At 38.1% G+C, this 22,901-nt stretch carries 20 protein-coding genes and 1 pseudogene; 7 read left to right on the plus strand and 14 right to left on the minus strand.

All coding sequences use genetic code 11. The annotated features are described in order from the left end of the window. Positions 1-142: 142 nt before the first annotated feature. The 10 genes from ACFINI_RS00885 to nth form a co-directional block, all read right to left on the minus strand. The gene (locus ACFINI_RS00885; protein ID WP_375611405.1) at positions 143-529 is read right to left on the minus strand and encodes a YbaN family protein; all 387 of its coding nucleotides are present in this window, start codon (positions 527-529) and stop codon (positions 143-145) included. Positions 530-939: 410 nt separating this feature from the next. Further along, the gene (locus ACFINI_RS00890; protein WP_273790250.1) at positions 940-1,845 is read right to left on the minus strand and encodes a metal ABC transporter permease; all 906 of its coding nucleotides are present in this window, start codon (positions 1,843-1,845) and stop codon (positions 940-942) included. Continuing rightward, positions 1,842-2,708, minus strand: coding sequence for a metal ABC transporter permease (locus ACFINI_RS00895; protein WP_375611406.1), 867 nt, complete (start codon positions 2,706-2,708; stop codon positions 1,842-1,844). Before ACFINI_RS00895 ends, ACFINI_RS00890 begins: the two co-directional genes overlap by 4 nt. Beyond that, positions 2,705-3,535: a manganese/iron ABC transporter ATP-binding protein gene (locus ACFINI_RS00900; protein WP_375639514.1), complete on the minus strand. Its 831-nt coding sequence runs from the start codon at positions 3,533-3,535 to the stop codon at positions 2,705-2,707. Before ACFINI_RS00900 ends, ACFINI_RS00895 begins: the two co-directional genes overlap by 4 nt. Next, the gene (locus ACFINI_RS00905) at positions 3,532-4,440 is read right to left on the minus strand and encodes a metal ABC transporter substrate-binding protein (RefSeq protein WP_375611408.1); all 909 of its coding nucleotides are present in this window, start codon (positions 4,438-4,440) and stop codon (positions 3,532-3,534) included. The genes ACFINI_RS00900 and ACFINI_RS00905 overlap by 4 nt, the downstream gene beginning before the upstream one ends. Positions 4,441-4,730: 290 nt before the next feature. Continuing rightward, positions 4,731-7,145 carry a phenylalanine--tRNA ligase subunit beta gene (gene pheT / locus ACFINI_RS00910; RefSeq protein WP_375645404.1) on the minus strand — a complete coding sequence of 805 codons (2,415 nt, stop codon included), beginning with the start codon at positions 7,143-7,145 and terminating at the stop codon, positions 4,731-4,733. Between the two features lie 32 nt (positions 7,146-7,177). After that, positions 7,178-8,260 (minus strand): phenylalanine--tRNA ligase subunit alpha, encoded by a 1,083-nt coding sequence (gene pheS / locus ACFINI_RS00915; RefSeq protein WP_375645405.1) that lies wholly within the window; start codon positions 8,258-8,260, stop codon positions 7,178-7,180. 94 nt (positions 8,261-8,354) lie between these two features. After that, on the minus strand, positions 8,355-8,756 hold the full coding sequence (rplT, locus tag ACFINI_RS00920; RefSeq protein WP_375645406.1) for a 50S ribosomal protein L20: 402 nt from the start codon (positions 8,754-8,756) through the stop codon (positions 8,355-8,357). A gap of 33 nt (positions 8,757-8,789) precedes the next feature. Then, positions 8,790-8,993, minus strand: coding sequence for a 50S ribosomal protein L35 (rpmI, locus tag ACFINI_RS00925; RefSeq protein ID WP_375645407.1), 204 nt, complete (start codon positions 8,991-8,993; stop codon positions 8,790-8,792). 155 nt (positions 8,994-9,148) lie between these two features. Beyond that, positions 9,149-9,889 carry an endonuclease III gene (gene nth, locus ACFINI_RS00930; RefSeq protein ID WP_375639713.1) on the minus strand — a complete coding sequence of 247 codons (741 nt, stop codon included), beginning with the start codon at positions 9,887-9,889 and terminating at the stop codon, positions 9,149-9,151. Between the two features lie 120 nt (positions 9,890-10,009). On the opposite strand from nth, the gene ACFINI_RS00935 reads away from it, so the two are divergent. The 4 genes from ACFINI_RS00935 (at position 10,010) to ilvD (ending at position 13,528) form a co-directional block, all read left to right on the plus strand. After that, on the plus strand, positions 10,010-10,441 hold the full coding sequence (locus tag ACFINI_RS00935; RefSeq protein WP_375612819.1) for an Hsp20 family protein: 432 nt from the start codon (positions 10,010-10,012) through the stop codon (positions 10,439-10,441). Positions 10,442-10,467: 26 nt separating this feature from the next. Beyond that, positions 10,468-10,719: a DUF1150 domain-containing protein gene (locus tag ACFINI_RS00940; protein ID WP_012754519.1), complete on the plus strand. Its 252-nt coding sequence runs from the start codon at positions 10,468-10,470 to the stop codon at positions 10,717-10,719. Positions 10,720-11,338: 619 nt separating this feature from the next. Continuing rightward, positions 11,339-11,518 carry a hypothetical protein gene (locus tag ACFINI_RS00945; protein ID WP_375611413.1) on the plus strand — a complete coding sequence of 60 codons (180 nt, stop codon included), beginning with the start codon at positions 11,339-11,341 and terminating at the stop codon, positions 11,516-11,518. Positions 11,519-11,689: 171 nt separating this feature from the next. Next, on the plus strand, positions 11,690-13,528 hold the full coding sequence (gene ilvD, locus ACFINI_RS00950; protein WP_375645408.1) for a dihydroxy-acid dehydratase: 1,839 nt from the start codon (positions 11,690-11,692) through the stop codon (positions 13,526-13,528). A gap of 1,048 nt (positions 13,529-14,576) precedes the next feature. On the opposite strand, the gene mutS is transcribed toward ilvD, so the two are convergent. After that, positions 14,577-17,321, minus strand: a complete 2,745-nt coding sequence (mutS, locus tag ACFINI_RS00955; RefSeq protein ID WP_375645409.1) for a DNA mismatch repair protein MutS — start codon at positions 17,319-17,321, stop codon at positions 14,577-14,579. Positions 17,322-17,516: 195 nt separating this feature from the next. On the opposite strand from mutS, the gene ACFINI_RS00960 reads away from it, so the two are divergent. Next, on the plus strand, positions 17,517-19,817 hold the full coding sequence (locus ACFINI_RS00960; RefSeq protein ID WP_375639707.1) for an NADP-dependent malic enzyme: 2,301 nt from the start codon (positions 17,517-17,519) through the stop codon (positions 19,815-19,817). Between the two features lie 68 nt (positions 19,818-19,885). Here ACFINI_RS00960 and secB read toward each other — a convergent pair whose 3' ends face one another. Then, positions 19,886-20,362, minus strand: a complete 477-nt coding sequence (gene secB / locus ACFINI_RS00965; protein WP_375611417.1) for a protein-export chaperone SecB — start codon at positions 20,360-20,362, stop codon at positions 19,886-19,888. Positions 20,363-20,504: 142 nt separating this feature from the next. Further along, positions 20,505-20,999 carry an FxsA family protein gene (locus ACFINI_RS00970; RefSeq protein WP_375612822.1) on the minus strand — a complete coding sequence of 165 codons (495 nt, stop codon included), beginning with the start codon at positions 20,997-20,999 and terminating at the stop codon, positions 20,505-20,507. Positions 21,000-21,173: 174 nt separating this feature from the next. Here ACFINI_RS00970 and ACFINI_RS00975 point away from each other — a divergent pair, with 174 nt between their 5' ends. Next, a complete protein-coding gene (locus tag ACFINI_RS00975) occupies positions 21,174-21,866 on the plus strand; it encodes a Tim44/TimA family putative adaptor protein (RefSeq protein WP_375645410.1) in 693 nt (230 codons plus the stop codon). A gap of 52 nt (positions 21,867-21,918) precedes the next feature. Next, positions 21,919-22,509, plus strand: a complete 591-nt coding sequence (locus ACFINI_RS00980) for a Smr/MutS family protein (RefSeq protein WP_375645411.1) — start codon at positions 21,919-21,921, stop codon at positions 22,507-22,509. A gap of 135 nt (positions 22,510-22,644) precedes the next feature. Here ACFINI_RS00980 and ACFINI_RS00985 read toward each other — a convergent pair. Then, positions 22,645-22,893, minus strand: a pseudogene (locus ACFINI_RS00985) (Arm DNA-binding domain-containing protein); the annotation flags it as partial. Positions 22,894-22,901: the final 8 nt, after the last annotated feature.

The following is a 22,901-nucleotide window of genomic DNA, read 5'->3' on the forward strand; positions in this document are numbered from 1 at the left end:
TATTAATTAATTGCGTTCAAAAAGCTTGCTATTTCATATGCATTTTGGAAATGGAGAGCTTATATTCAAAACTTAAAAGTTCTCATAGTTTTTACAAATAAGTTGAAGCTAAAAAGAGTATCCCATAAAGCCTTTTTTATCATTAGGAAGATGGACGTGTTACAATATAAATGGCAATCAGCAATAATATAACCGCAACAAGTAAAGAAATCCACAAAGGAGGGTGTAGCATTACAAAAAAGGATAAAAATCCTCCTGTCATACTCATCATTGCAAAAACTTTAACGAATGGAGAGATTGCTTTTTTTTCTTCCCATCGCTTAATAGGGGGACCAAAAATACGATGATTATTCAACCATTGATGAAAACGTGGAGAAGAACGCGTAAAACACCATGAGGCAACCAATAAAAAAGGCACAGTTGGCATAATAGGTAATACGACACCGATAATACCTAATATAACCATCGCCCACCCTGCTATATAATAGCAGATACGTAAAGGGTGCGATATCTTCAAATCTTTTTTCATTTTCTCGTACTATTTTCCTCTACGCAAAACCCTATACAAAAACATTGTATCTGTTTTTTTCTGTTTACATGTCTGAGTGTACAATTACGCTCTACCCCTTCATGCGTAAGTGTCTTTGCTGTTATAAGTTCCTTGAAAATACCGAATAGCTTACACAATATTATAATCATTTTAAATGATTTCAAGAAAAGAGGAGAGATTTTAGAAAAACAAAAAAATAAAAAGGCTGCAGAAGAAATCAATGCAGCCTCTTAATTAAGAATGCAGTGTTGGGGGGGGGAGAAAATTTACTGCATTCACCTGCTAGATATTAGGAGGAAAAATAACCTAGCACCCCAAACTCTAATTAAAATAAAAATGAGAAACAATATATAAAAATGCATGGCTGATATGCATGAATTTTAACACTTTCAAGTCTCTTGAACTGTGTTTCGACGAAAGAAAATCATCATGAAAATAGCCATAAAAATCAACGTCAAGATCAACACAATTGTGGAAGCAGAATCAGAGCCGATAAATAAGCTGAGATAAATCCCTAAAAAACCAGAAAAAGCTGCAACAAGTATCGCGATCATTAACATAAAAGAAAACCGCTTTGTGACAAGATAGGCAATTGCTCCTGGTGCTATCAGTAAAGAAATAACGAGTACGATACCTACAGCTTTCAAAGCCGCAACAATTGTAAGAGAAATCATCGTTAGCAGGGTATAGTGGAGTAGAGATATTGGTAACCCCATTGCACGTCCTTGAACTGTGTCAAAAATATACAGCATAAAGTCGCGCCATTTTGCTGCTAAAATAAAAGTGACAACAGCAGAAATGATTGCCGTCTGCGTTATATCAAGCCAGTTAACACCCAAGAGATTACCAAATAGAATATGATTCAAATCTAAGCTACTATAAATAGACGTGGCTAAAACAAGCCCCAAACCAAACATTGAAGAAAAGACCACACCCATCACCGTGTCCTGTTTGATACGGCTATTGCTCCCTAAAAAACCCGTTAATAGTGCACACACCATTCCTGCAACAAAAGCACCGCAAGTAATCAAAGTCATTGTAATATTCTCTGGACGCATATGCTGAAACCAAGCAAATGGCAAAGAAGTTAAAAATGCGATTACCCATGGTGTTGTCATATAACCAACAACAACACCTGGAAAAACTGCATGAGAAATGGCATCGCCTAACAGCGCCCATCCTTTCAAAATAAGAAAACAGGAAAGCATCGCCATGGGAATAGAAAGAATCATGACAATAAGCATACCCTTAAGCATAAAAGAAAACTGAAACGGAAGCAGTAATTGATCAATCATGATAATATTACACCCTTTTTTGCCGCATTTATGCGTAAGCGCGCAGCAATAAACCCATGTTTAGGAGCAAAAATAAAAGCCAAAACAAATAAAGATGCTTGAAAAAGCACTACAACCCCCCCCGTTTGTGCATTCAAAAAATAACTCACATAAACACCCAAGACACTTGTGAAGGTTCCAATTACAACTGCAATAACCAAGATGTTTACGAAACGATCACTTAAAAGATAGGCCGTTGCCCCAGGTGTCACAACAAGACAAATGACTAAGAACGCTCCAACGGTTTGCATCGCAGCAACGGTACAAGCGGCAAGCAATGTGAAAAAGAGAATCTTTAAAAATTTTACGTTTAATCCAATGGCATGCGCATGCGTTTCATCAAATAACGAAACAAGAAGATCTTTCCATTTCAAAAGCAATATAAGCAACGAAACAAAGCCGATAAAAGCCAATTGTAGAATATCTGTTGAACTCACTGCTAAAATATTTCCCAAAACAATCGTATCAATATTAACGGCCATTGGTTTTAATGATTTGAGAAACAACCCAAAGGCAAAAAAGGAAGAAAAAATGAGCCCAATAATGGTATCTTCTTTAAGCTTTGTCCGATGGTTAAAAAAGAGCATTGCTGCTGCTGCAAGACCACCAGAAAAAAAAGCGCCGAGTGAAAAAGGTAACCCTAAAAGGTAAGCTCCTGCTACACCAGGAACAATCGAATGGGAAAGTGCATCACCAATCAATGACCAACCTTTTAACATCAAAAAAGCCGAAAGAAAGGCACAAACACACCCAACTAACCCAGAAACCCACATTGCATTCACCATATATTGATAGCTCAGTGGCTCAAGCAACCAAGAAATCATGCAACGTGCTCCACTCTTTCAATATCTTCACAAACGGTAGACTGCTTTCTTCCCATGAAAACATCATTTTTTTTTGTGGTTTGAAGATCAAAAATATGGTGATGCAAAGACCCTCCAAAAGTTTTCTCCAGATTTTCCTTTGTAAAGATTTTTTCTGTTAACCCAGAAGCTAAAACAGTACCTTTTATTAAAACTGTATGATCACAAAATTCGCGAACAGAACCCAAATTGTGAGTTGAAACCAAGATCACTGCTCCTTCTTTACGGAGATCTTGTAACAAAGCAATGATTTTATCTTCTGTTGTAACGTCAACCCCTGTAAACGGCTCATCTAATAAAATAGCTTTTGCTTTCTGTGCAAGCGCGCGCGCTAGGAAAACACGCTTTTTCTGTCCACCAGAAAGTTCTCCAATTTGGCGCTTGGCAAAAGCCAACATATCAACGCGTTCTAAGGCAATACGAACGGCCTCATAATCTTGTGTACGGGCATAGCGAAAGAAATTCATATGACCGTATCGCCCCATCAATACAACATCTTCAACCAAGACAGGAAAATTCCAATCAACATCTTCACTTTGAGGAACATAAGCAATAAGATTTTTTTTCAAAGCTATATCAACGGGCAAATCAAACATACGAATTTTTCCCTTTGAGGGGCGTACAAACCCCATAATCGCTTTAAATAACGTTGACTTACCGGATCCATTAACACCAACCAATGCCGTAATAGAACCCTTTGGACTTTCAAAATTCACTTCGCGTAAAGCTGTATGTCCATTACGATATGTTACCGTTACTCCTTGGGCAAAAATTCCACATTCCGTCATTGGTTTTTTACTCCCTCTACTAAAGCATTGCTAATACGCCCACTCGTGACACGTAATAAATCAATATAAGTGGGTACCTCACCATTTTTCTCACTTAAAGAATCAACATAAAGAACACCACCGTATTTAGCTCCTGTTTCTCTGGCAACCTGCTTAGCAGGCGCAGGGGAAATAGTGCTTTCAGAAAAAACTGCATGAATATTGTATTTGCGAACCATATCAATAACATGCTTGACCTGCTGTGGTGTTCCTTGTTGGTCAGCATTGATGGGCCATAAATAAAGTTCTTTTAGATCAAAATCACGCGCCAAATAGCTAAAAGCCCCCTCACTGGTCACAAGCCAACGTTTATCTTGCGGTACAGCTTCTAATTCAGCCCTAATTGGATCAATCGTTGCACGAATTTTCTGTTTATAAATTTCAGCATTCTGTTTATAAATTTCAGCATGTTCAGGATCATATTTTACAAAAGCATCGCGAATATTATCAACGTAAATCAAAGCAGAGGTCGGTGACATCCACGCATGAGGATTGGGTTTACCGCTAAAGGGGCCCTCACCAATTTTAATGGGTACAATACCTTTTGAAACAACAACACTTGGAACATCCTTGATATTTTGAAAAAACTTTTCAAACCAAAGCTCTAACTCTAAACCATTCCACAATACAAGGTTAGCTCCCTGAGCACGCATAAGATCGCGTGGGGTGGGTTGGTATTCATGAATTTCCGCACCTGGTTTTGTAATGGATTCAACATCAGCGGCATCACCTGCTACATTGCGTGCCATATCAGCAATGATAGTGAATGTCGTAACAGCTTTAAATTTACCAGCACACAAAGCAAAATTGGGTGTAAAAAAAATAACACTTCCAAAAACTATGGTGAAAAACGTTCTTACGTTCATTGATTCTCTCTTTCCTTTATATGCCTTCTTTTTATTGCAAATAATTTGCATTATCATTTAGCAATAGCAGTTATCTTTTACATTTGCAATGAAGGATTAAGAGAAAAAATAACTTTTCAAGATGTTTAAAAACAGTTTTTTCATATTGAAAAAACTGATGATTTAAGCAGCTTGTTTTGGTAATAAGATCCCCTTTCAAGAAGCTCTATAGCTCTTGAGTGCTAAACAAAAAGGGAGTACTCAAACAAGCTCCCACTTCATGTAAAATATCTCATAAAAAATGAGAATACTCAGTAGCGCAAATATGCACCTGTCATTTTGGTAACATTATCCACGATTTTTGAGGCAAGCTTTTCTAAATCTTCATCTGTTAGAGTCCGTTCTATGGGCTGAATAGTTACTTCAATTGCGACAGATTTTTTATCTTCACCAAAGCTTAAATCTTCAAAAATATCAAAAACCTGCACTGAATGAATAAGTTTTTTATCAGCTCCACCTGCCGCACGAATAATAAGAGAAGAGGCAACAGTTTTATCCGCTATAAAGGCAAAATCACGCCGCACCATTTGAAAAGGTGAGAGTTTCAAAGGAGGACGGCTTTTGGTCGTTTTTTTCTTTGATTCTGGAATTCGATCTAGAAAAATTTCAAAGCCGCATAAAGGACCACTGACATCTAACGTTTCTAATGTAGCAGGATGAAGAACACCAAAAAAACCAAGAATAATCTTTGATCCAAGTTTTATGACTCCTGAACGACCAGGATGATACCAATTAGGTGCTCCAACTTCAATCTGCACTTTCCCAACATCCATATCGCATGCTTCTAAAACAGCCAAAGCATCTGCTTTGGCATCAAAAACATCAACGACTGTTGCATTTCCATTCCAAAAACGCCCAGCCCCTTTAAATTGCTCTGTTCCGCGACGAATTCCACTAACAACACGGTGTTGTTTATCAGGGGCGTCGCCTTCATAAATACTTGAAACTTCAAACAAAGCAAGATCGGAAAAACCACGATCAGCATTTCTTTGTGCCGCCATAATCAAGCCAGGTAAAAGGGAAGGACGCATCATTGACATATCAGCAGCAATAGGATTAACTAATTTAAGCTCTTCTTGACCTCCTCCAAAAGTAAGAGCTTGATTTTCAGAAATAAAAGACCATGTCACCGCTTCTTTCATACCACGTTGCACTAGAGCCAAACGTGTAGCACGTGAACGAATTTGTGCGTATGTTAAAATTTGATCTTTTCCTTCTGCAAAGTTTTCCAAAGGAATAGGTTTAATTTTATCTAACCCATAAATTCTCATAACCTCTTCCACCAAATCGGCTTTACCCATAATATCAGGGCGCCATGATGGTACTTTTACCGTAACGACTTCTCCTTTTCCTTCAACAAAAAATCCAAGTTTTGTTAAAATAGAGATGACTTTTTCAGGTTCTATTTCCAAATTTGTTAAACGTTTAATTTCAGAAAAAGGAAAAGCGATCTGTTTGATTTCTTGTTGCTGATAGCCAACGATTCTTTTTTTAGATACTTCACCACCACAAAGACGTAAGACCAATTCTGTTGCAGTTTCAAGCCCTGTTTCTATAAAAGCCGGATCAACACCTCGTTCAAATCGATAACGTGCATCACTGATAAGACCTAATGCTCTTCCTGTTTGTGCAATGCTTCGCGCATCCCAAAGCGCCGATTCAATAATAACGCGATGTGTTGTTTCATCACAACTCGTTCTTTCTCCGCCCATGATACCGGCAATCGAAACAACCCCCTCGTCGTCTGCAATGACACAATTCTTAGCGCCCAGATGATAGATTTTTCCGTTCAGTGCTTGAAGCTGTTCTCCCTCACGCGCGCAACGTACACACAAATTACCTTTAATTTTATCTGCATCAAAAACATGGAGTGGACGACCAAGGTCAAAACTGATGTAATTGGTCATATCAACAAGCGCATTAATCGGTCTCAGACCAATTGCATTCAAACGCTGTTGCATCCACTGTGGTGATGCACCATTTTGAACATTGCGCACTTCACGCCAAGCAAAACCTAAACATAATGATGAATCTTGCAAAAAATCTAAAGAAACATGAAGTGGTGTTTCAAAAGCAGTATCAAATTTTGACAAGGATAATTCTTTTAATTTTCCCATTCCAGCGGCAGCAAGATCACGTGCAATACCACGAACACCTGTGCAATCGGAACGATTAGGGGTCAAACCAATATCAATAATCGGATCATCTAAACCAGCATAAGCTGCAAATGAACCTCCAATAGGACTATCTTCTGGAAGTTCAATAATCCCATCATGCTCATTTGATAATTCAAGCTCTGCTTGTGAACACATCATCCCAAAACTTTCAACACCTCGGATTTTTCCTACAGATAATGTTACATCAAGTCCTGGAATATAAGTGCCTGGTAGTGCTAGAACACCAACAAGACCTGCTCGTGCATTTGGTGCTCCACAGACAACTTGAAAAGGTGTAGCAGTTCCTGTATCCACTGATAAAATTTGAAGTTTATCTGCATCAGGATGCTTTATTGCTGTTAAAACTTTTGCAATCACAAAACCTTTTAAAAAAGACCGATCATCAACGTGATCAACCTCAAGACCGATAGCGGTTAATTTTTCACAAATTTCATTCAAAGATGCATTTGTTTCTAAGTGATCTTTTAACCACGACAATGTAAACTTCATTTTAAAACCTCACATGAAAGCGATGACTAAGATCACACATTTTTATTAGGAAAAAAAGCAGGCATATCAAAGCAACGAAAGCCATAATGGTCTAACCAACGCAGGTCAGCATCAAAAAAAGCCCGCAAATCAGGCATACCGTATTTCAACATGGCAATACGATCAATGCCCATGCCCCATGCAAAACCTTGATATTCATCTGGATCTAAACCAACATTTTTCAACACCTGGGGATGCACCATTCCGCATCCTAAAATTTCCAACCAATCCTGTCCTTCTCCGAACTTTACTTCTGAACCAGAACGATCACATTGAATATCTACCTCCATAGATGGTTCGGTAAAAGGGAAAAAGGAGGGACGAAAACGCATTTTTACAGAGGGAACTTCAAAAAATGCTTTACAAAAGGTTTCATGCAGCCACATCATATGTGCAATGGTGGAGGTTTTATCGATGACAAGACCTTCTACCTGATGGAACATGGGAGAATGTGTTGCATCCGAATCCATGCGGTAAGTTTTTCCAGGAATAATGATCCGTATCGGTGCTTTTTGTTTTTCTAGTGTACGAATTTGTACGGGTGATGTATGGGTTCGCAATAATTTTCGTTCTCCCATTTTATCAACATCAAAAAAGAAGGTATCATGCATTTCACGCGCTGGATGCCCTTCAGGAAAATTCAATGCTGTAAAATTATAATAATCTGTTTCAATATCAGGTCCCTCTGCAAGAGAAAAACCCAACTTTGTATAAATGGCAATAATTTCCTCAATCACTTGTGAAATAGGATGAATGCGTCCCCGTTCTATAGGTGAAGAGCGAACAGGCAAGGTAACATCAACTTTTTCACGAGAAAGACGAGCATCCATTGCCTGTCTTTTCAGAAGATCACGCTTTTGTGCCCATAATTCTAAAATGCGATTTTTTAATCCATTAAGAACTGGTCCAACTTTATGGCGCTCGCCAGCATCCATTTTTCCTAATTCTTTTAATTTTTCAGAGATACTACCTTTTTTACCCAATGCTGCAATACGCACTTCTTCAAGTGCTTGTTCATCACCTGCTGCCTCTAAGGCTAAACAAATTTCTTGTTCCAGACGCTCAATATCATTCATATTTTTGCCTATTTTTTAATAAAGAAAAACCCGCACTCGCAATAGCCAGCACGGGACCTCGAATAAATGAATGCTTTAAGAGAACACGACTGGCTTATTTGACAGCGCCTTCGAAAGCATTAGGTGTCGTATCTTTTAAATATTCTAAAGCTTTTTTTGCCGAAGCTACTAAAGCAGAAAATGCTTCTGCCTCATGGATTGCTATATCTGAAAGAACCTTACGATCAACCTCAATACCGGCTTTTGATAAGCCATCAATAAAACGTCCATAAGTTAAACCTTCTGCGCGAACAGCCGCATTAATTCTCTGAATCCACAAAGAACGGAAAGTACGTTTCCTATTTTTGCGATCACGATAAGCGTATTGCTTTGAACGATCAACCGCTGCTTTAGCTGCACGAATGGTATTTTTACGACGACTGTAAAAACCTTCAGCCTGTTTAAGAACTTTTTTGTGCTTAGCGTGTGCTGTCACACCTCTTTTCACACGAGCCATATTATAATCTCCTCAAAATCAAAAGCGTAAGGTTTAAATACCATTCGGCAAATAATGCTGAATGACTTTTTTAGCATCTTGTTCACACAAAACCATTGTTCCACGTGTATCGCGAATAAATTTATTCGAACGCTTAATCATGCCGTGGCGCTTACCGGCAGCTGCTACTTTAATTTTGCCTGACGCAGTGATTTTAAACCGCTTTTTAGCGGATGATTTGGTCTTCATCTTGGGCATTTTGCTACTCCGTACATTAATTTATTCAATCAAACATTTTATTCACTCAAGCGGACCAACGCTTGAACAAGCATTTAAACAGCCACGGCATGCCCTGCCGGGCGGCTCTTAAAGACGTTTTCATAAGCTAGTATACACAAAATAGCAAGACCGTATTACAAAAAAATCGGCGCTCCATTGTCTTGAAGCTCAACCAAAGGTGCTGGAATTGCATTTGTTTTGATGGCTGCTTTACATAAATCGGCAATAATGCATTGCGTACATTGTGGTTTACGGGCTTGACAAATATAGCGACCATGTAAAATCAGCCAATGATGCGCATGGCGAATATAATGAACCGGTATAATCTTTAATAATTTTTTCTCAACAATTTCTGGTGTTTTTCCAGGCGCCAAACCAAGACGGTTGCTTAAGCGAAAAATATGTGTATCTACTGCCAATGTAGGCTGACCAAAAGCAACATTCAAGACCACATTAGCCGTTTTGCGCCCAACTCCAGGAAGGGCCATGAGTGCTTCACGCGTATCGGGTACTTGACCACCATATTGATTAATTAAACAGTTGCAAAGCGCATAAACATTACGTGCTTTTGCACGCCAAAGGCCAATTGAACGGATATGATTTGCTATTTCTTCTTCCCCTAATGCAACCATTTTTTCCGGTTGATCAGCAAGGAAAAATAATTCTTTTGTCGCTTTATTAACGCTTACATCTGTCGCTTGAGCCGAAAGCACAACGGCAACTAAAAGTGTAAAAGTATTTATATAGTTAAGATCACTCTTAGGTGTTGGGCGTTGCACAGAAAAACGGCGAAATATTTCCGCAATTTCATCTTTATTATACAATATACTAGATAAATTTCGCACCTTTGATAATTTTATGTTACTTTGAGGCATTGAACTCTCTTAAATCTTCTCTCTTGAAGTTATCATTCATGCTCGCCATATGAGAGGAGTGCAGCGAACACTTTTATAGAGTTTGGTCAAGTAAAGCCGTTTTAAAGAGGATACTCATGAATGACACATGTGACGCCTTTCTCCAATCCTTTTCTTTTAGGGTTTGAAACCGTAGAAAAAATATTGCAACGTATCGGTAAAGCTGATGAGGCTTACCCAGCCTATAATATTGAACGTTTGCATAAAAGTGATGATGCAAATCATATCCGGATAACTTTGGCTGTTGCTGGATTTAAGATTAACCATCTTAATATTTTACTCGATGATAATCAATTGGTTATTCATGGTAAACAAACAGACAACCAAAATCATCAATATTTATATCGGGGTATAGCTGCGCGACAATTCCAGCGAACCTTTGTTCTCGCGGAAGGGATGCATGTTACAAATGCAGAGTTGAAAAATGGTCTTTTATCAATTAATCTGTATCAACCAAAATTAAAAAAAGAAATAAAACAGATTCCAATTAAAGTCAGTAGTGGTGAGTCATAAAAGTTAAGGCGTAAAGGAACAGTGAAATGGGAGAACACAAACAAAACTTGTCGTTTCAGAACACATCCTACTCTGATGCGGGACAGATTGCCTATTTAAAAAAAGTTTGTACAGATGATCTGGCTAAAAACTTTCCAGATCTTCCACCAATGACCCCAGGCATTACGATATGGGCTCTCTTTGGTGAAACAGGTTATCCTATCATTTTATCCGATGAGCGTTCTATCGCCCTTGCTGGAGCCAATGAGCATGAACTACAAATTGTAACTCTGCACTAGATTACCCTACGAGAAAAAGCTGTACTCTTTATAAATTCTATCTATTTTTTCGTAAAGGGTGTAATGTGAGTTATAATTAGATTAAGTATTGATTTATATTCATAATTAATTTTTTACAACTGGAATGAGAGTCCCGAATATCATAAGGTTCTCTCATTTGAGATCTTCTTATATTGAAACAATTAAAGTCACTTGCTTGATGTCATAAGCAGGGAGAGCCATGTGGATAAAAACACTTGAAGAAAGGAATAAAAATATCTCTTTTTAATTGTCTCAATTACCAAGGACGTTCACGATATGGGGATAAAAAATGTATGATGGTGTCAATTTTCTTCTTCATAAGTGTGAAGATGTCCCTTATAGATTTATATTATTCACGGGGGCTGTTATACCATTCATAGGCGCTATCGTGAAATGGGCTCGAGCGCATTGAAAGATGTCTCTTTAAAATGAGTATAAAGGCTATACAAGTGTATTTTGTTTGGTGTGTTTTGTTTTTCCTTAGGGGAGTAGCTCTATTGAAGAGTGTAAAAACAAAAGCATGAGATAATGCGTCATCATTATTTAAAAGATATTTTTATGAATGCGTTTGAAAGGTGTAAAGCTGAATTATAAGGAGATGATAGATTTTTATCACGATTTCTTTATATTCTTTCCAATTCCAGAAATTACGCAAACAGATAGATGCAATATACTAACCAAATCTGGCATACAAAAATCTGGAACAGTTCGTGTCATACTGAAGCGTTTTGATATTTGTCTCAAACGTGGACTCGCACAGGGATTAGATGTTGATTAACAGGTAATAAAAAACAAAGGCTTTATGAAAAAGTTTATGCAGAGCTTTTAATTTTGTGCTTCAAATGCCGCAGTACAAGGTATTTTTCTCTTTTGAATATTAAAGCTCTTGTTTTTATAATGAAGTTACAGCACAACAAGCAAAATGGAATTATTTGAGGGGAAAAAAATAATGCCTTCTTACCGTTCAAGGATATCGACCCACGGGCGTAATATGGCAGGAGCCCGCGGACTTTGGCGTGCAACAGGGATGAAAGATACTGATTTTGGTAAACCCATTATTGCGATTGCGAATTCTTTTACACAATTTGTACCAGGGCATGTCCATTTAAAAGATCTTGGGCAATTAGTCGCACAACAGATAGCAGTTGCCGGTGGTGTTGCGAAAGAATTTAATACCATTGCTGTAGATGATGGAATTGCGATGGGGCACGATGGAATGCTCTATTCGTTGCCCTCACGTGAAATCATTGCTGATTCTGTAGAGTATATGGTTAATGCACATTGTGCAGATGCACTTGTTTGTATTTCTAATTGTGACAAAATTACGCCTGGTATGTTAATGGCTGCTTTACGGTTGAATATTCCGACAATCTTTGTTTCAGGCGGTCCTATGGAAGCAGGTAAGATTAAATGGAAGGATCAAGATCTAACGGTTGATTTGGTCGATGCCATGGTTGCAGCAGCTTCAGAACAAAATTCAGAAGAAGAAGTTGCTGAAATGGAGCGTGCTGCTTGTCCTACATGTGGTTCTTGTTCAGGAATGTTTACGGCCAATTCTATGAATTGCTTAACGGAAGCATTGGGGCTTTCTCTTCCCGGAAATGGATCAATGTTAGCAACACATGCAGATCGACGAATGCTTTTTGAAGAAGCTGGAAAACAGATTGTTGCATTGGTTAAACGTTATTATGAAGAAGATGATGAAACAGTTTTGCCGCGCTCTATTGCTTCACGCAAGGCTTTTGAAAATGCAATGACCGTTGATATTGCCATGGGGGGATCAACCAATACAGTACTGCATCTTTTAGCTGCAGCGCAAGAAGGTGAGGTGGATTTTACCATGACGGATATTGATCATCTTTCACGTTGTGTTCCTGTTTTATGTAAGGTTGCTCCTGCTGTTGCAAATGTACATATGGAAGATGTTCATCGCGCTGGTGGTATTATGGGGCTTTTAGGTGAACTGGATGCGGCAGGACTCATTGATACATCAACTTATACGGTTCACGCAAAAACAATGAAAGAAGCTCTTTACCGCTGGGATGTAAAGCAAACTAATGAGCCAACAGTTCATGCATTTTATCGTGCCGCTCCAGGTGGTATTCCAACACAGACAGCTTTTAGTCAATCTTGTCGCTATGAGACCCTTGACATTGATCGTGAAAAAGGTGTGATTCGCGATAGGGAACACGCATATTCACAAGATGGGGGATTGGCAGTTCTTTATGGAAATCTTGCAAAAGATGGCTGCATTGTAAAAACAGCAGGCGTTGATCAATCAATTTTAACTTTTAAAGGTCCGGCAAGAATTTTTGAAAGCCAAGATTCAGCTGTTTCAGCTATATTAACTGATAAGATTAAAACAGGTGAAATTGTTTTAATCCGTTATGAAGGCCCACGTGGTGGACCTGGAATGCAAGAAATGCTTTATCCAACGAGTTATCTCAAATCTAAAGGATTAGGCAAGGTTTGTGCACTTGTTACAGATGGACGTTTTTCAGGTGGAAGTTCAGGGCTCTCAATAGGACATATTTCACCAGAAGCTGCTGAAGGAGGAGAAATTGCGTTGGTGGAAGAGGGGGATATCATAGAAATTGATATTCCAAATCGTAGAATTCATATGTTGGTGGATGACGTTGAGATGAAGCAGCGCCGTTCTAAGATGGAAGCAAAAGGAAAAGGCGCTTGGCAACCGATTGAGAAGCGTCAGCGTAAAGTTTCAAAGGCTCTCAAAGCCTATGCAGCGATGACCACATCTGCTGCAAAGGGTGCAGTACGTAATATTTGATGAGTTGAATAGAGATAGTGCTCTGATTTTTTGCATCTTTTGCACGATATTCTAAGCTAATTATTTTATGAGTTTATGAACTTATCAGAATATTTCGAGTCATGATGAGTATGATTAAAAAGCTATCAATACAACTAAAAACTGCGGTAGATTGCTTATTTTAGCAGCTATGTAAAACAGATACAGTATAATTACTTTTCATATCATATTCCAATCTTATATGAGATTATGATTTCTTATTACTCATATTTATGAAAGATATTTATTGTACTGGTGGCATTATCTTGTTGTACCGTAAAACACTGTCATTTAGGACTGTGATATACGGCATCTTCCTTAAATATTAAGTGTGTTTTTAGTGTGTGGTGAATATTCTTAGACTTGTTTGTAAAGCTTTGAGTTTAAGAGAAGCACATGATTAGGAAGTCAAGGAAAATCCGTTAGAAGCTGGACTATTTGCAGACTTGATTCGAATGAAAATTCTTATCCATTAAGGTGTGGGAAGGAGTTGAAGGATGTTTATGAAAATAAAGTACAGCTGTGATATATCTGATTATATGTTTCATATGAAAACAGTAAAAGAGCTCTTTATAACTTAAAATGTGAAGAATAACTTAAAATGTGAAGAAAATACGAGACCCATTATCCATGAATTTATTATACAAAATGGGATGGTATTCCAACACTGACAGTTTTAAACTAAAAATATTGCTATGATAACAATAATATTGATCGTGAAAAAGCACAATTCATTAAATATGGCGTATTTGCAAGGTGGAGGAGATTTCATGACAATCTTTACAAAAAACGACTATCTTGTAAAAATAGCCGATCTTGACCAATTTTTTGTATAAGAGCCAATATTAATCTAAGGGAATATGAAATATAATGCATAGGGTTTTGCCTATAGGCAATTACACTTATCAAAATATATTATGTAGAAAAGCGATGGGAATACGATAAATAACTGTTTATGCTGTGGTATATCAAAAATGGTTACGTTATCTCCTATTAAGAAGGTTTTTTAATAAAAAATAACATCTGTTTTCTATAAAGGGTTACTCTTTTCAAGCTGTTTGAGGTGGTAAATTGCTTCTAAAGCTTGTTTAGGAGAGAGTTCATCGGGATGAATATTTTTTAAAGCTTCGTGAAGTATACAATGTTTGTTTTTTGCTTCATTGACGGGAGATGTTGCTTTAAGAGAAAAGAGAGGTAAATCATCAATGAGTTTATGTCCTTTTCCAGCCATTTCGCCTTGTTCTAATTGATGGAGTACATCTGTTGCTCGTGTAATAACGGCTGGGGGAAGTCCAGCAAGCTTTGCGACTTGTACACCATAGGAACGGTCAGCGGCTCCTGGTGTGACCTCATGAAGAAAAACTACATCACCATCCCAATTTTTGACTTTCATGGTTACATTATGCAGTCTGTCAAGTTTTTCGGTAAGTGCAGTCATTTCATGAAAATGGGTAGCAAGAATAGCACGACAATGGTTAACTTCATGGAGATATTCAACAGCAGCCCAAGCAATAGAAAGTCCATCAAAGGTTGATGTTCCACGTCCTATTTCATCAAGAATAACAAGGGAATGGTGGCTAGCATGATTGAGAATCGTTGCTGTTTCAACCATTTCCATCATAAAGGTTGAGCGCCCTCGTGCAAGATCATCGGAAGCCCCAACGCGACTAAATAGGCGATCAACGACACCAATATGTGCTGAAGTTGCTGGAACGAAGGACCCCATTTGCGCCATAATAGCAATAAGAGCATTTTGCCGCAAAAAAGTTGATTTTCCTCCCATATTAGGGCCTGTCAACAGCCAGATTGCTGCATATTGCTGATTTTCTTGCACAGAGAGATCACAATTATTGGCAATAAAAGGTTCTGCTGCTTGTTTGCGGAGTGCTTGCTCGACGACAGGATGGCGTCCTGCTGTAATGCGAAAGGTAAGTGAAAGATCAATTTTAGGGCGACAATATCCTTGTTCTTCAGCAAGATATGCTAAAGCGACAGAGACATCTAAAATAGCAAGTGCTTCAGAGGCTTTACGAATAAAATCAACTTGTTCGGTAATTTCATGAACGAGAATATCAAAAATCTCTAGTTCAAGTGTCAATGCGTGATTGGCAGCATGGGCAATACGGCTTTCAAGGTCAGCGAGCTCTGTTGTCGTAAAACGCATAGCGTTTGCCATTGTTTGCCGATGAATAAAACGTGCTTTAGCTTGTGGATTATTTGTAAGGGAAGATGCTTGTGTGCTGGTTACTTCAATGAAATAACCTAGAATATTATTATGCTTTATTTTAAGCGTCTTAATATCTGTTTCTTGGGCATATTGCGCTTGAAGTTCAGCAATGACACGGCGAGATTCATCACGTAAAGCACGCATTTCATCGAGCTCTTTATGATAATTAGAACGAATAAAACCACCATCACGTTTAAGGAGTGGGAGATCATCAGCTAATGCTTGTTCTAAATGAAAGTATAACGCTGTGGGTAATTTTGAGAACACCTGTTGTACATCACTTATTTCTTGAGGCAGAAGCTCATTATCAAGAAGTTGATGCAATTCACGAATGATTTCAAAGCCACGCTGGATTGTCGCCATATCACGGGGACCTCCTCGTCCAAGAGCCAAACGTGAAACGGCGCGGGGCATATCTGGTCCCCCCTTTAAAATAAGCTTTATCGCTTCTGCAAGAGAAGGATTACGTAGAAAAAAATCGATAGAATCCAAACGCGTATCAATAGCTGAAGGAGTGGTGAGAGGAGCAATAAGGCGGTCAATAAGAAGGCGTGATCCTCCTCCTGTTACAGTGCGATCAATAGCTTTTAATAAACTTCCATCCCGTTGACCTGATGTCGTACGAATAAGTTCAAGGCTTAATCTGGTTGCGGCATCAATAAAAAGAGTCGCACTTTCATTTTGGCGCTCAGGCTGCATGAGGGGAGGGCGATGTGTGATTTGTGTTTTTTCGATATAACGAATAGCAGCTACAATTGCAGAGAGTTCACAGCGTGAATAATCGGCAACGCCTTCAAGAGTTGAGAGTTTAAAATAATTGCAAATATCGTGTTCAGCGGTGAGTGCATCAAAGAGACAAGCAGGTTGAGGTGAAACGATACGATCAAGAACACTAAAAAGTGACTTGTGAGATTTATCATGAAAAAATGAATCAGCAACAATGATTTCTTGTGGATCAACACGCATAATATCTGCTAAAAGTTTTTCTTGGCGGCTCTCTGTTACACGAAATATGCCTGTTGAGATATCAATCCAAGAAAGAGCAAATTCCTCTCCATCGCTAGTTTTTATACGGGAAAGTGTCATCAAATAATTTGCGCGTGTTGGATCAAGGAGTTTTTCTTCTGTTATTGTTCCAGGTGTTACAAGACGAACAACATCACGCCGAACAACAGATTTTGAGCCACGTTTTTTTGCTTCAGCAGGATCTTCTATTTGTTCACAAACAGCAACTCGGTAACCACAAGCAATCAGTTTTTGTAAATAATCATCTGCAGCATGAACGGGAACACCACACATAGGAATATCTTGTCCTAAATGTTTTCCGCGTGCTGTGAGTGTGATTCCTAAAGCCTGAGCAGCTTCAATCGCATCATTAAAAAATAATTCATAAAAATCCCCCATTCGGTAAAAGAGAAGGGAATCATGATGGACGGCTTTGATTTCTATGTACTGCTCCATCATAGGTGTAAGACGTTCTTGAGAGGAAGCAGATGGGGAGGCAGGCTGTGGAATTAAATTATTTTTATGATTGTTTTTTTTATCCATTTGTACGAGGCCTGTTTCCTTTAAGTGAAGTTTTTACTCTTTTTTGTTTACTTCAATATCTATTTATCTCTAAATTGCAACGCATCATCAGATTTGCTAAGGCAAGAATAGCGATTTCTAATATATGAATCAAATTTAATGACTATACGCATTATCAAGCAAAATTTACACTGTTTTTGGAGAAAATAAAGTGAGATGAAAAAGAGCGAGCAAGATCAGAAAATGTCTCAAACTGTTTACAGTGCGAGCGAAAGAGAAGCTCTAGATTTTCATAGTCGTGGTCGACCAGGAAAGCTTGAGATTGTTGCAACAAAGTCTATGGCAACACAGCATGATTTAGCACTTGCTTATTCACCAGGTGTTGCCGTTCCAGTTAAGGCAATTGCTCAAAATCCAGCGCTAGCTTATGATTATACAGCAAAAGGCAATCTTGTTGCTGTTATTTCAAATGGTACAGCTATTTTAGGGTTAGGCAACTTAGGGGCACTTGCCTCTAAGCCGGTCATGGAAGGCAAAGCAGTGTTGTTTAAGCGTTTTGCGGATATTGATTCCATTGATTTAGAAATTGATATAAACGATACAGAAAGTTTTATCAATTTAGTGCGTCATTTAGAACCTTCTTTTGGTGGAATTAATCTTGAAGACATTAAGGCGCCAGAGTGCTTTATGATTGAAAGCCGCCTACGCGAGGTGATGAATATACCTGTTTTTCACGATGATCAACACGGTACAGCGATTATTGTTGCTGCGGGTGTTCTCAATGCTTTGACTTTAACAGGGCGCGATATGCAAAATACGCGGTTAGTCTGTAATGGTGCTGGTTCTGCAGGGATTGCTTGTATTGAACTGATTAAAGCGATGGGCTTTCGTTCCGAAAATATCATATTATGTGACACAAAGGGTGTGGTCTATGAAGGCCGCAAAGAGGGAATGAATCAGTGGAAATCTGCGCATGCTATTCAAACAGATAAACGTACGCTTATGGAAGCAATGGAAGGTGCAGATATATTTTTTGGGGTTTCTGCTAAAGGTGCTCTTACTCCTGAAATGGTAAGATCCATGGCACCCCAGCCGATCATTTTTGCTATGGCTAATCCCGATCCAGAAATTACGCCGGAAGAGGTTATGCAAGTGCGTCATGATGCCATTGTCGCAACAGGGCGTTCCGATTATCCAAATCAGATTAATAATGTTCTTTGTTTTCCTTATATATTTCGTGGTGCGCTTGATGTGCGTGCAAGAGTTATTAATGAAGCCATGAAGATTGCTGCGGCAAAGGCTCTTGCTAATTTAGCGCATGAAGAAGTGCCTGACAGCGTTGCAGAAGCTTATTATGGAAAGCGATTAAAGTTTGGTCCTAACTATATCATCCCTGTTCCTTTTGATCCGCGTTTATTTACGGTTGTTTCAATAGCGGTAGCAAAAGCAGCAATGGAAAGCGGTGTTGCGCAAAAGAACATAGATGATTTAGAGGCCTATGAGCGCGATTTGAATGCGAGACGTGATCCTACTTCCTCGATGATGCGTAGGGTTTATAACCATGTTCGTCAAGCGCCAAAACAAATTGTATTTGCAGAAGGTGAAGAAGAGCAAGTTATGCGGGCAGCCGTTTCCTATGTTCATCAAAAATTGGGACAAGCAATTTTGGTTGGTCGTGAAGAGCAAGTAAGAGAAGCGGCTGTTATCGCTGGAATTGATCTGGAGCGTGAAGGTATTTCTATTATGAATGCTAAGCTTTCTTGCCGTACAGATGCTTATGCGAATTATCTTTATAAAAAAATGCAGCGTCAAGGTTGGCTGTTGCGTGATTGTCATCGTCGTATCAATAATGATCGCAATTATTTTGCTGCGTGTATGGTGGCACTAGGAGATGCTGATGCAATGGTTACAGGGGTGACACGCAATTATGAAACAGCGTTGATCGATATACGTCGTGCAATTGATGAAAAACCAAAAGAACGATTGATTGGTATTTCAATGGCTATTTGCCGTGGACGAATTGTGTTTATTACGGATACAGCCGTTTATGAAAATCCTAATGCTGAAGAACTTGCAGATATAGCTGAACAAGCAGCTTCATTTGTGCGAGGATTTGGATATCAACCACGGGTAGCATTTTTAGCATTTTCTACATTTAGTTATATGAAAGGGAAGACGACGCAGCAAATTCAGGATGCGATTAATATTTTGCATGAACGCAAAGTTGATTTTGAGTTTGATGGAGAAATGAGTGCTGATGTGGCACTCAATTCCAAATTGATGCAGCAATATCCATTTATGGGATTAACGGAGCCTGCTAACATTTTGGTTATGCCTGGATATCACGCATCTTCCATTGCAAGCAAAATGTTACAAGAACTCGGTGAAGCAACTATCATTGGTCCTATTTTAATTGGATTGGAAAAATCTGTCCAAATTGTACCGTTTAGTGGAAGCGATACAGATGTTGTCAATATTGCAATGCTTGCGGCTTATCATGCCGCAAAAGTCGTCTAAAGGAAAAAAGCCCCTAATATACCAATAATATATCAAGGGGCTTTTTGATAGCAAAAAAAATAAATTTTTTAAGAGGGCTGTATTTGATTGTCTTTTTGCTCTTCAGAAAGACGCTTTTGGAAGAGTGCTGCAAAATCGATAGGATCAATCCACAAAGGTGGAAAACCACCACTTTGAGTAGCATCAGATATAATTTGGCGAGCAAATGGAAATAAAAGACGGGGACATTCAATAAAGACCAGTGGCATAACATGTTCTTGTGGAATGTTTTTAAGGTGAAAAACACCACCGTAAATAAGTTCTACATGAAATAAGGTTTCAGTTTCATCATTGGCTTTGACGGAGAGAGACAAAACGACATCATAATTGTCATCACCAATTGGGTTAGCATTGACGTTAATATTGATATCAATTTGTGGTGATTTTTCACGTGCACGTAATGAACGAGGAGCACCAGGGTTTTCGAATGATAAATCTTTTAAATATTGAGTTAATACAGCAAAAACCGGCTCTCCACCACTGTTATTCATTTCATCTTCGGCCATACGACAAACCTCTTCCATTATAATATGTATATTTATTTTAGATCTAAAGACCAGATTGGTTATCACGCCTTGCAAAAGGTTGCAAGAAATGCGCTCTTTATCTTGAATATTTTTTTAGTTTGTTACAGATTTTTTAGGCATTTCAATGGTTATCATCATTTTTGCGCCATGGAGATTCTGTCGTATCATGAATTGTGTAATCTTCTGCTTTTAGATCAATTATTTTTTCAGAGTCATTTTTTCTTTTAGTATTGGGATTCATTTTGTTTTTTAATGATGCAAAGAAATGCCAAGCAACAGAGCGAATTGGTTTAATAAGAAGTAATATTCCCAAGAGGTCAGTTACAAAGCCGGGAAGAATAAGTAAAATTGCACTAAACATGATGAAAGCATCATTAATAATATTATTTTCTAATGTGCGTCCTTGGATAAGTTCATTTTGTATATTTTTTAAGAGGCTAATCCCTTGAATTCGCAATAAAACAACCCCAACTATGGTTGTGAGAATAACCAAGCTCAAGGTTGCCAAAATACCAATTTCTTGACCAACAAAGATAAAACCAGCAATCTCGATTAAAAGAATGCAAAGAAAGATAACAACAAAAAAACGAGGATTTATAGAATAAAGTTTTATCACATGAAAGTTTCCTTCTAGATGAGTAGGGGGAGAAATTCTTAAGAGAACTCCGTTTAAATACAAAATCTATAAAAATATTTGAATGATAAGATTCCTTATTTTACATATTTATTGATAAATGGTATTGACTGCAATGTTTATTAGAGACTTAAGCTTTGGAGATTGACAGCGCCTATGGAATTTGACGTTATACTTGTCATAGCTCTTGTTGTTATGGTTGTTATTTTTGTGCAACTCCGTAATGTATTAGGGAAACGAATTGGGTTTGAAAAGCCACCCTTTGATCCTTATTCACGACGTTCTAAAAAACAAGTTGAAGCAGAAACGGCTGATAATATTGTTTCGTTCCCTCATCAGAAAAATTCACAAAAAGACGACTTTAGTGAAATTGATAAAATTTCACCGGAGGGAAGTGTTTTGAATAAAAATTTGCGGGAATTTCATAGAATTGATCCTCATTTTTCTCCTCAACTTTTTATAAAAGGTGCACAAATTGCGTATGAAATGATTGTAACAGCTTTTGCCAAAGGTGATCGCAATCAACTTAAAAGCTTGCTTTGTCAGGATGTTTTTGAGAGCTTTTGTATGGCTATTGAGCAACGAGAAAAAAATAAAGAAAGAATAGAATTCACTTTTGTTGGAATTAATAAGGCCGAATTTGTTGCGGCGGCAATACAAGAACAAGATGAACTTTTAACGATACGTATTGTCAGTGAGATGATTTCTGTTACTTATAATGAACAGGGCGAGCGTATAGACGGTGATCCTGATGCTATTGTAGAAATCAGGGATATTTGGACTTTTGTTCGCAATAGTTTATCGTCAGATCCCAACTGGAAGCTTTTTGCTACAGAAAATGAAAATTAAAATACTTTTTGTTTTTCTTCCATAAGCATTCAATGATTTATGAGAAATTAAAATGTCCTCAAGTAAATGGAGACAAAAAAGAGATTTATTGGCTTCACAAGATCGTCTTTTATGGGAGATGGTTTGTCGTACGATAACACCGCTTCACGGTAAGATGCTCTCTTCTGCTTCAGAAACTATTGCAAATATTAATGATAAAAAACAGCCTGTAACTCAAATCTCCTCATTGTCTCAGGAAAATCAACAACCCTCGACAATTATTAAAAGAGAAAAGAGGTCAGTTACACAAGCAGAAAAGATTCATTTTTTTGATCATGTTGCATATCGTAAAATTTCCCAAGGTCGTTGTCCTCTTGAGGCGCGTCTTGATCTCCATGGTTATATGCAGGAAGAAGCTTATTTTTTCTTAAAAAAATTTCTACAGTCCTCTCAGCAGAGAGGATTGCGTTATGTCCTTGTGATTACAGGAAAAGGACGATCCGTTGGGAGCGATGGAGCTTTGTATAGATTTGTTCCGTATTGGTTATCAACACCAGCTTTTCGATATTATGTCCACGCGTTTGAGCAAGCAGCGCGTCAGCATGGCGGAGAAGGTGCGCTTTATGTTTGGTTGCGCCGTTTTGTGTCGGGAGAAGGAAAGTGATGTTATTGTGGTCGCTCTAGATTTTATATTTATTTATACTTATAATTTATTGTTTTTGTATATTTCGTAAGAGCCTTGAATACAATATTCCCTTCTTTATAATTTTTTATAAAAAATTATAAAGATATTATTTTACATTCTACGTATTGCTTCACGCTTTTGTTTATCGCATTCTTTAACGGGGCACATCCCTCACGCAAAACAGAATGACATTGAATTGCATGTATTCACAGGCTTGTTTTAAAGAAACATCTCTCAACGCTCCCAAGCCTATTTTGCGACGGCATCCGTGAAGAGTATAATGATAAATCCATGAAGCACCCCCTATCTTTATACTTAATAAAAGGGCAATCTGGCATCATCATACACTTTGCCATCTCCCAATGTTGCAA

It is taken from the genome of Bartonella sp. AA56HLJMS (assembly GCF_042197145.1).
GTDB lineage: Bacteria > Pseudomonadota > Alphaproteobacteria > Rhizobiales > Rhizobiaceae > Bartonella.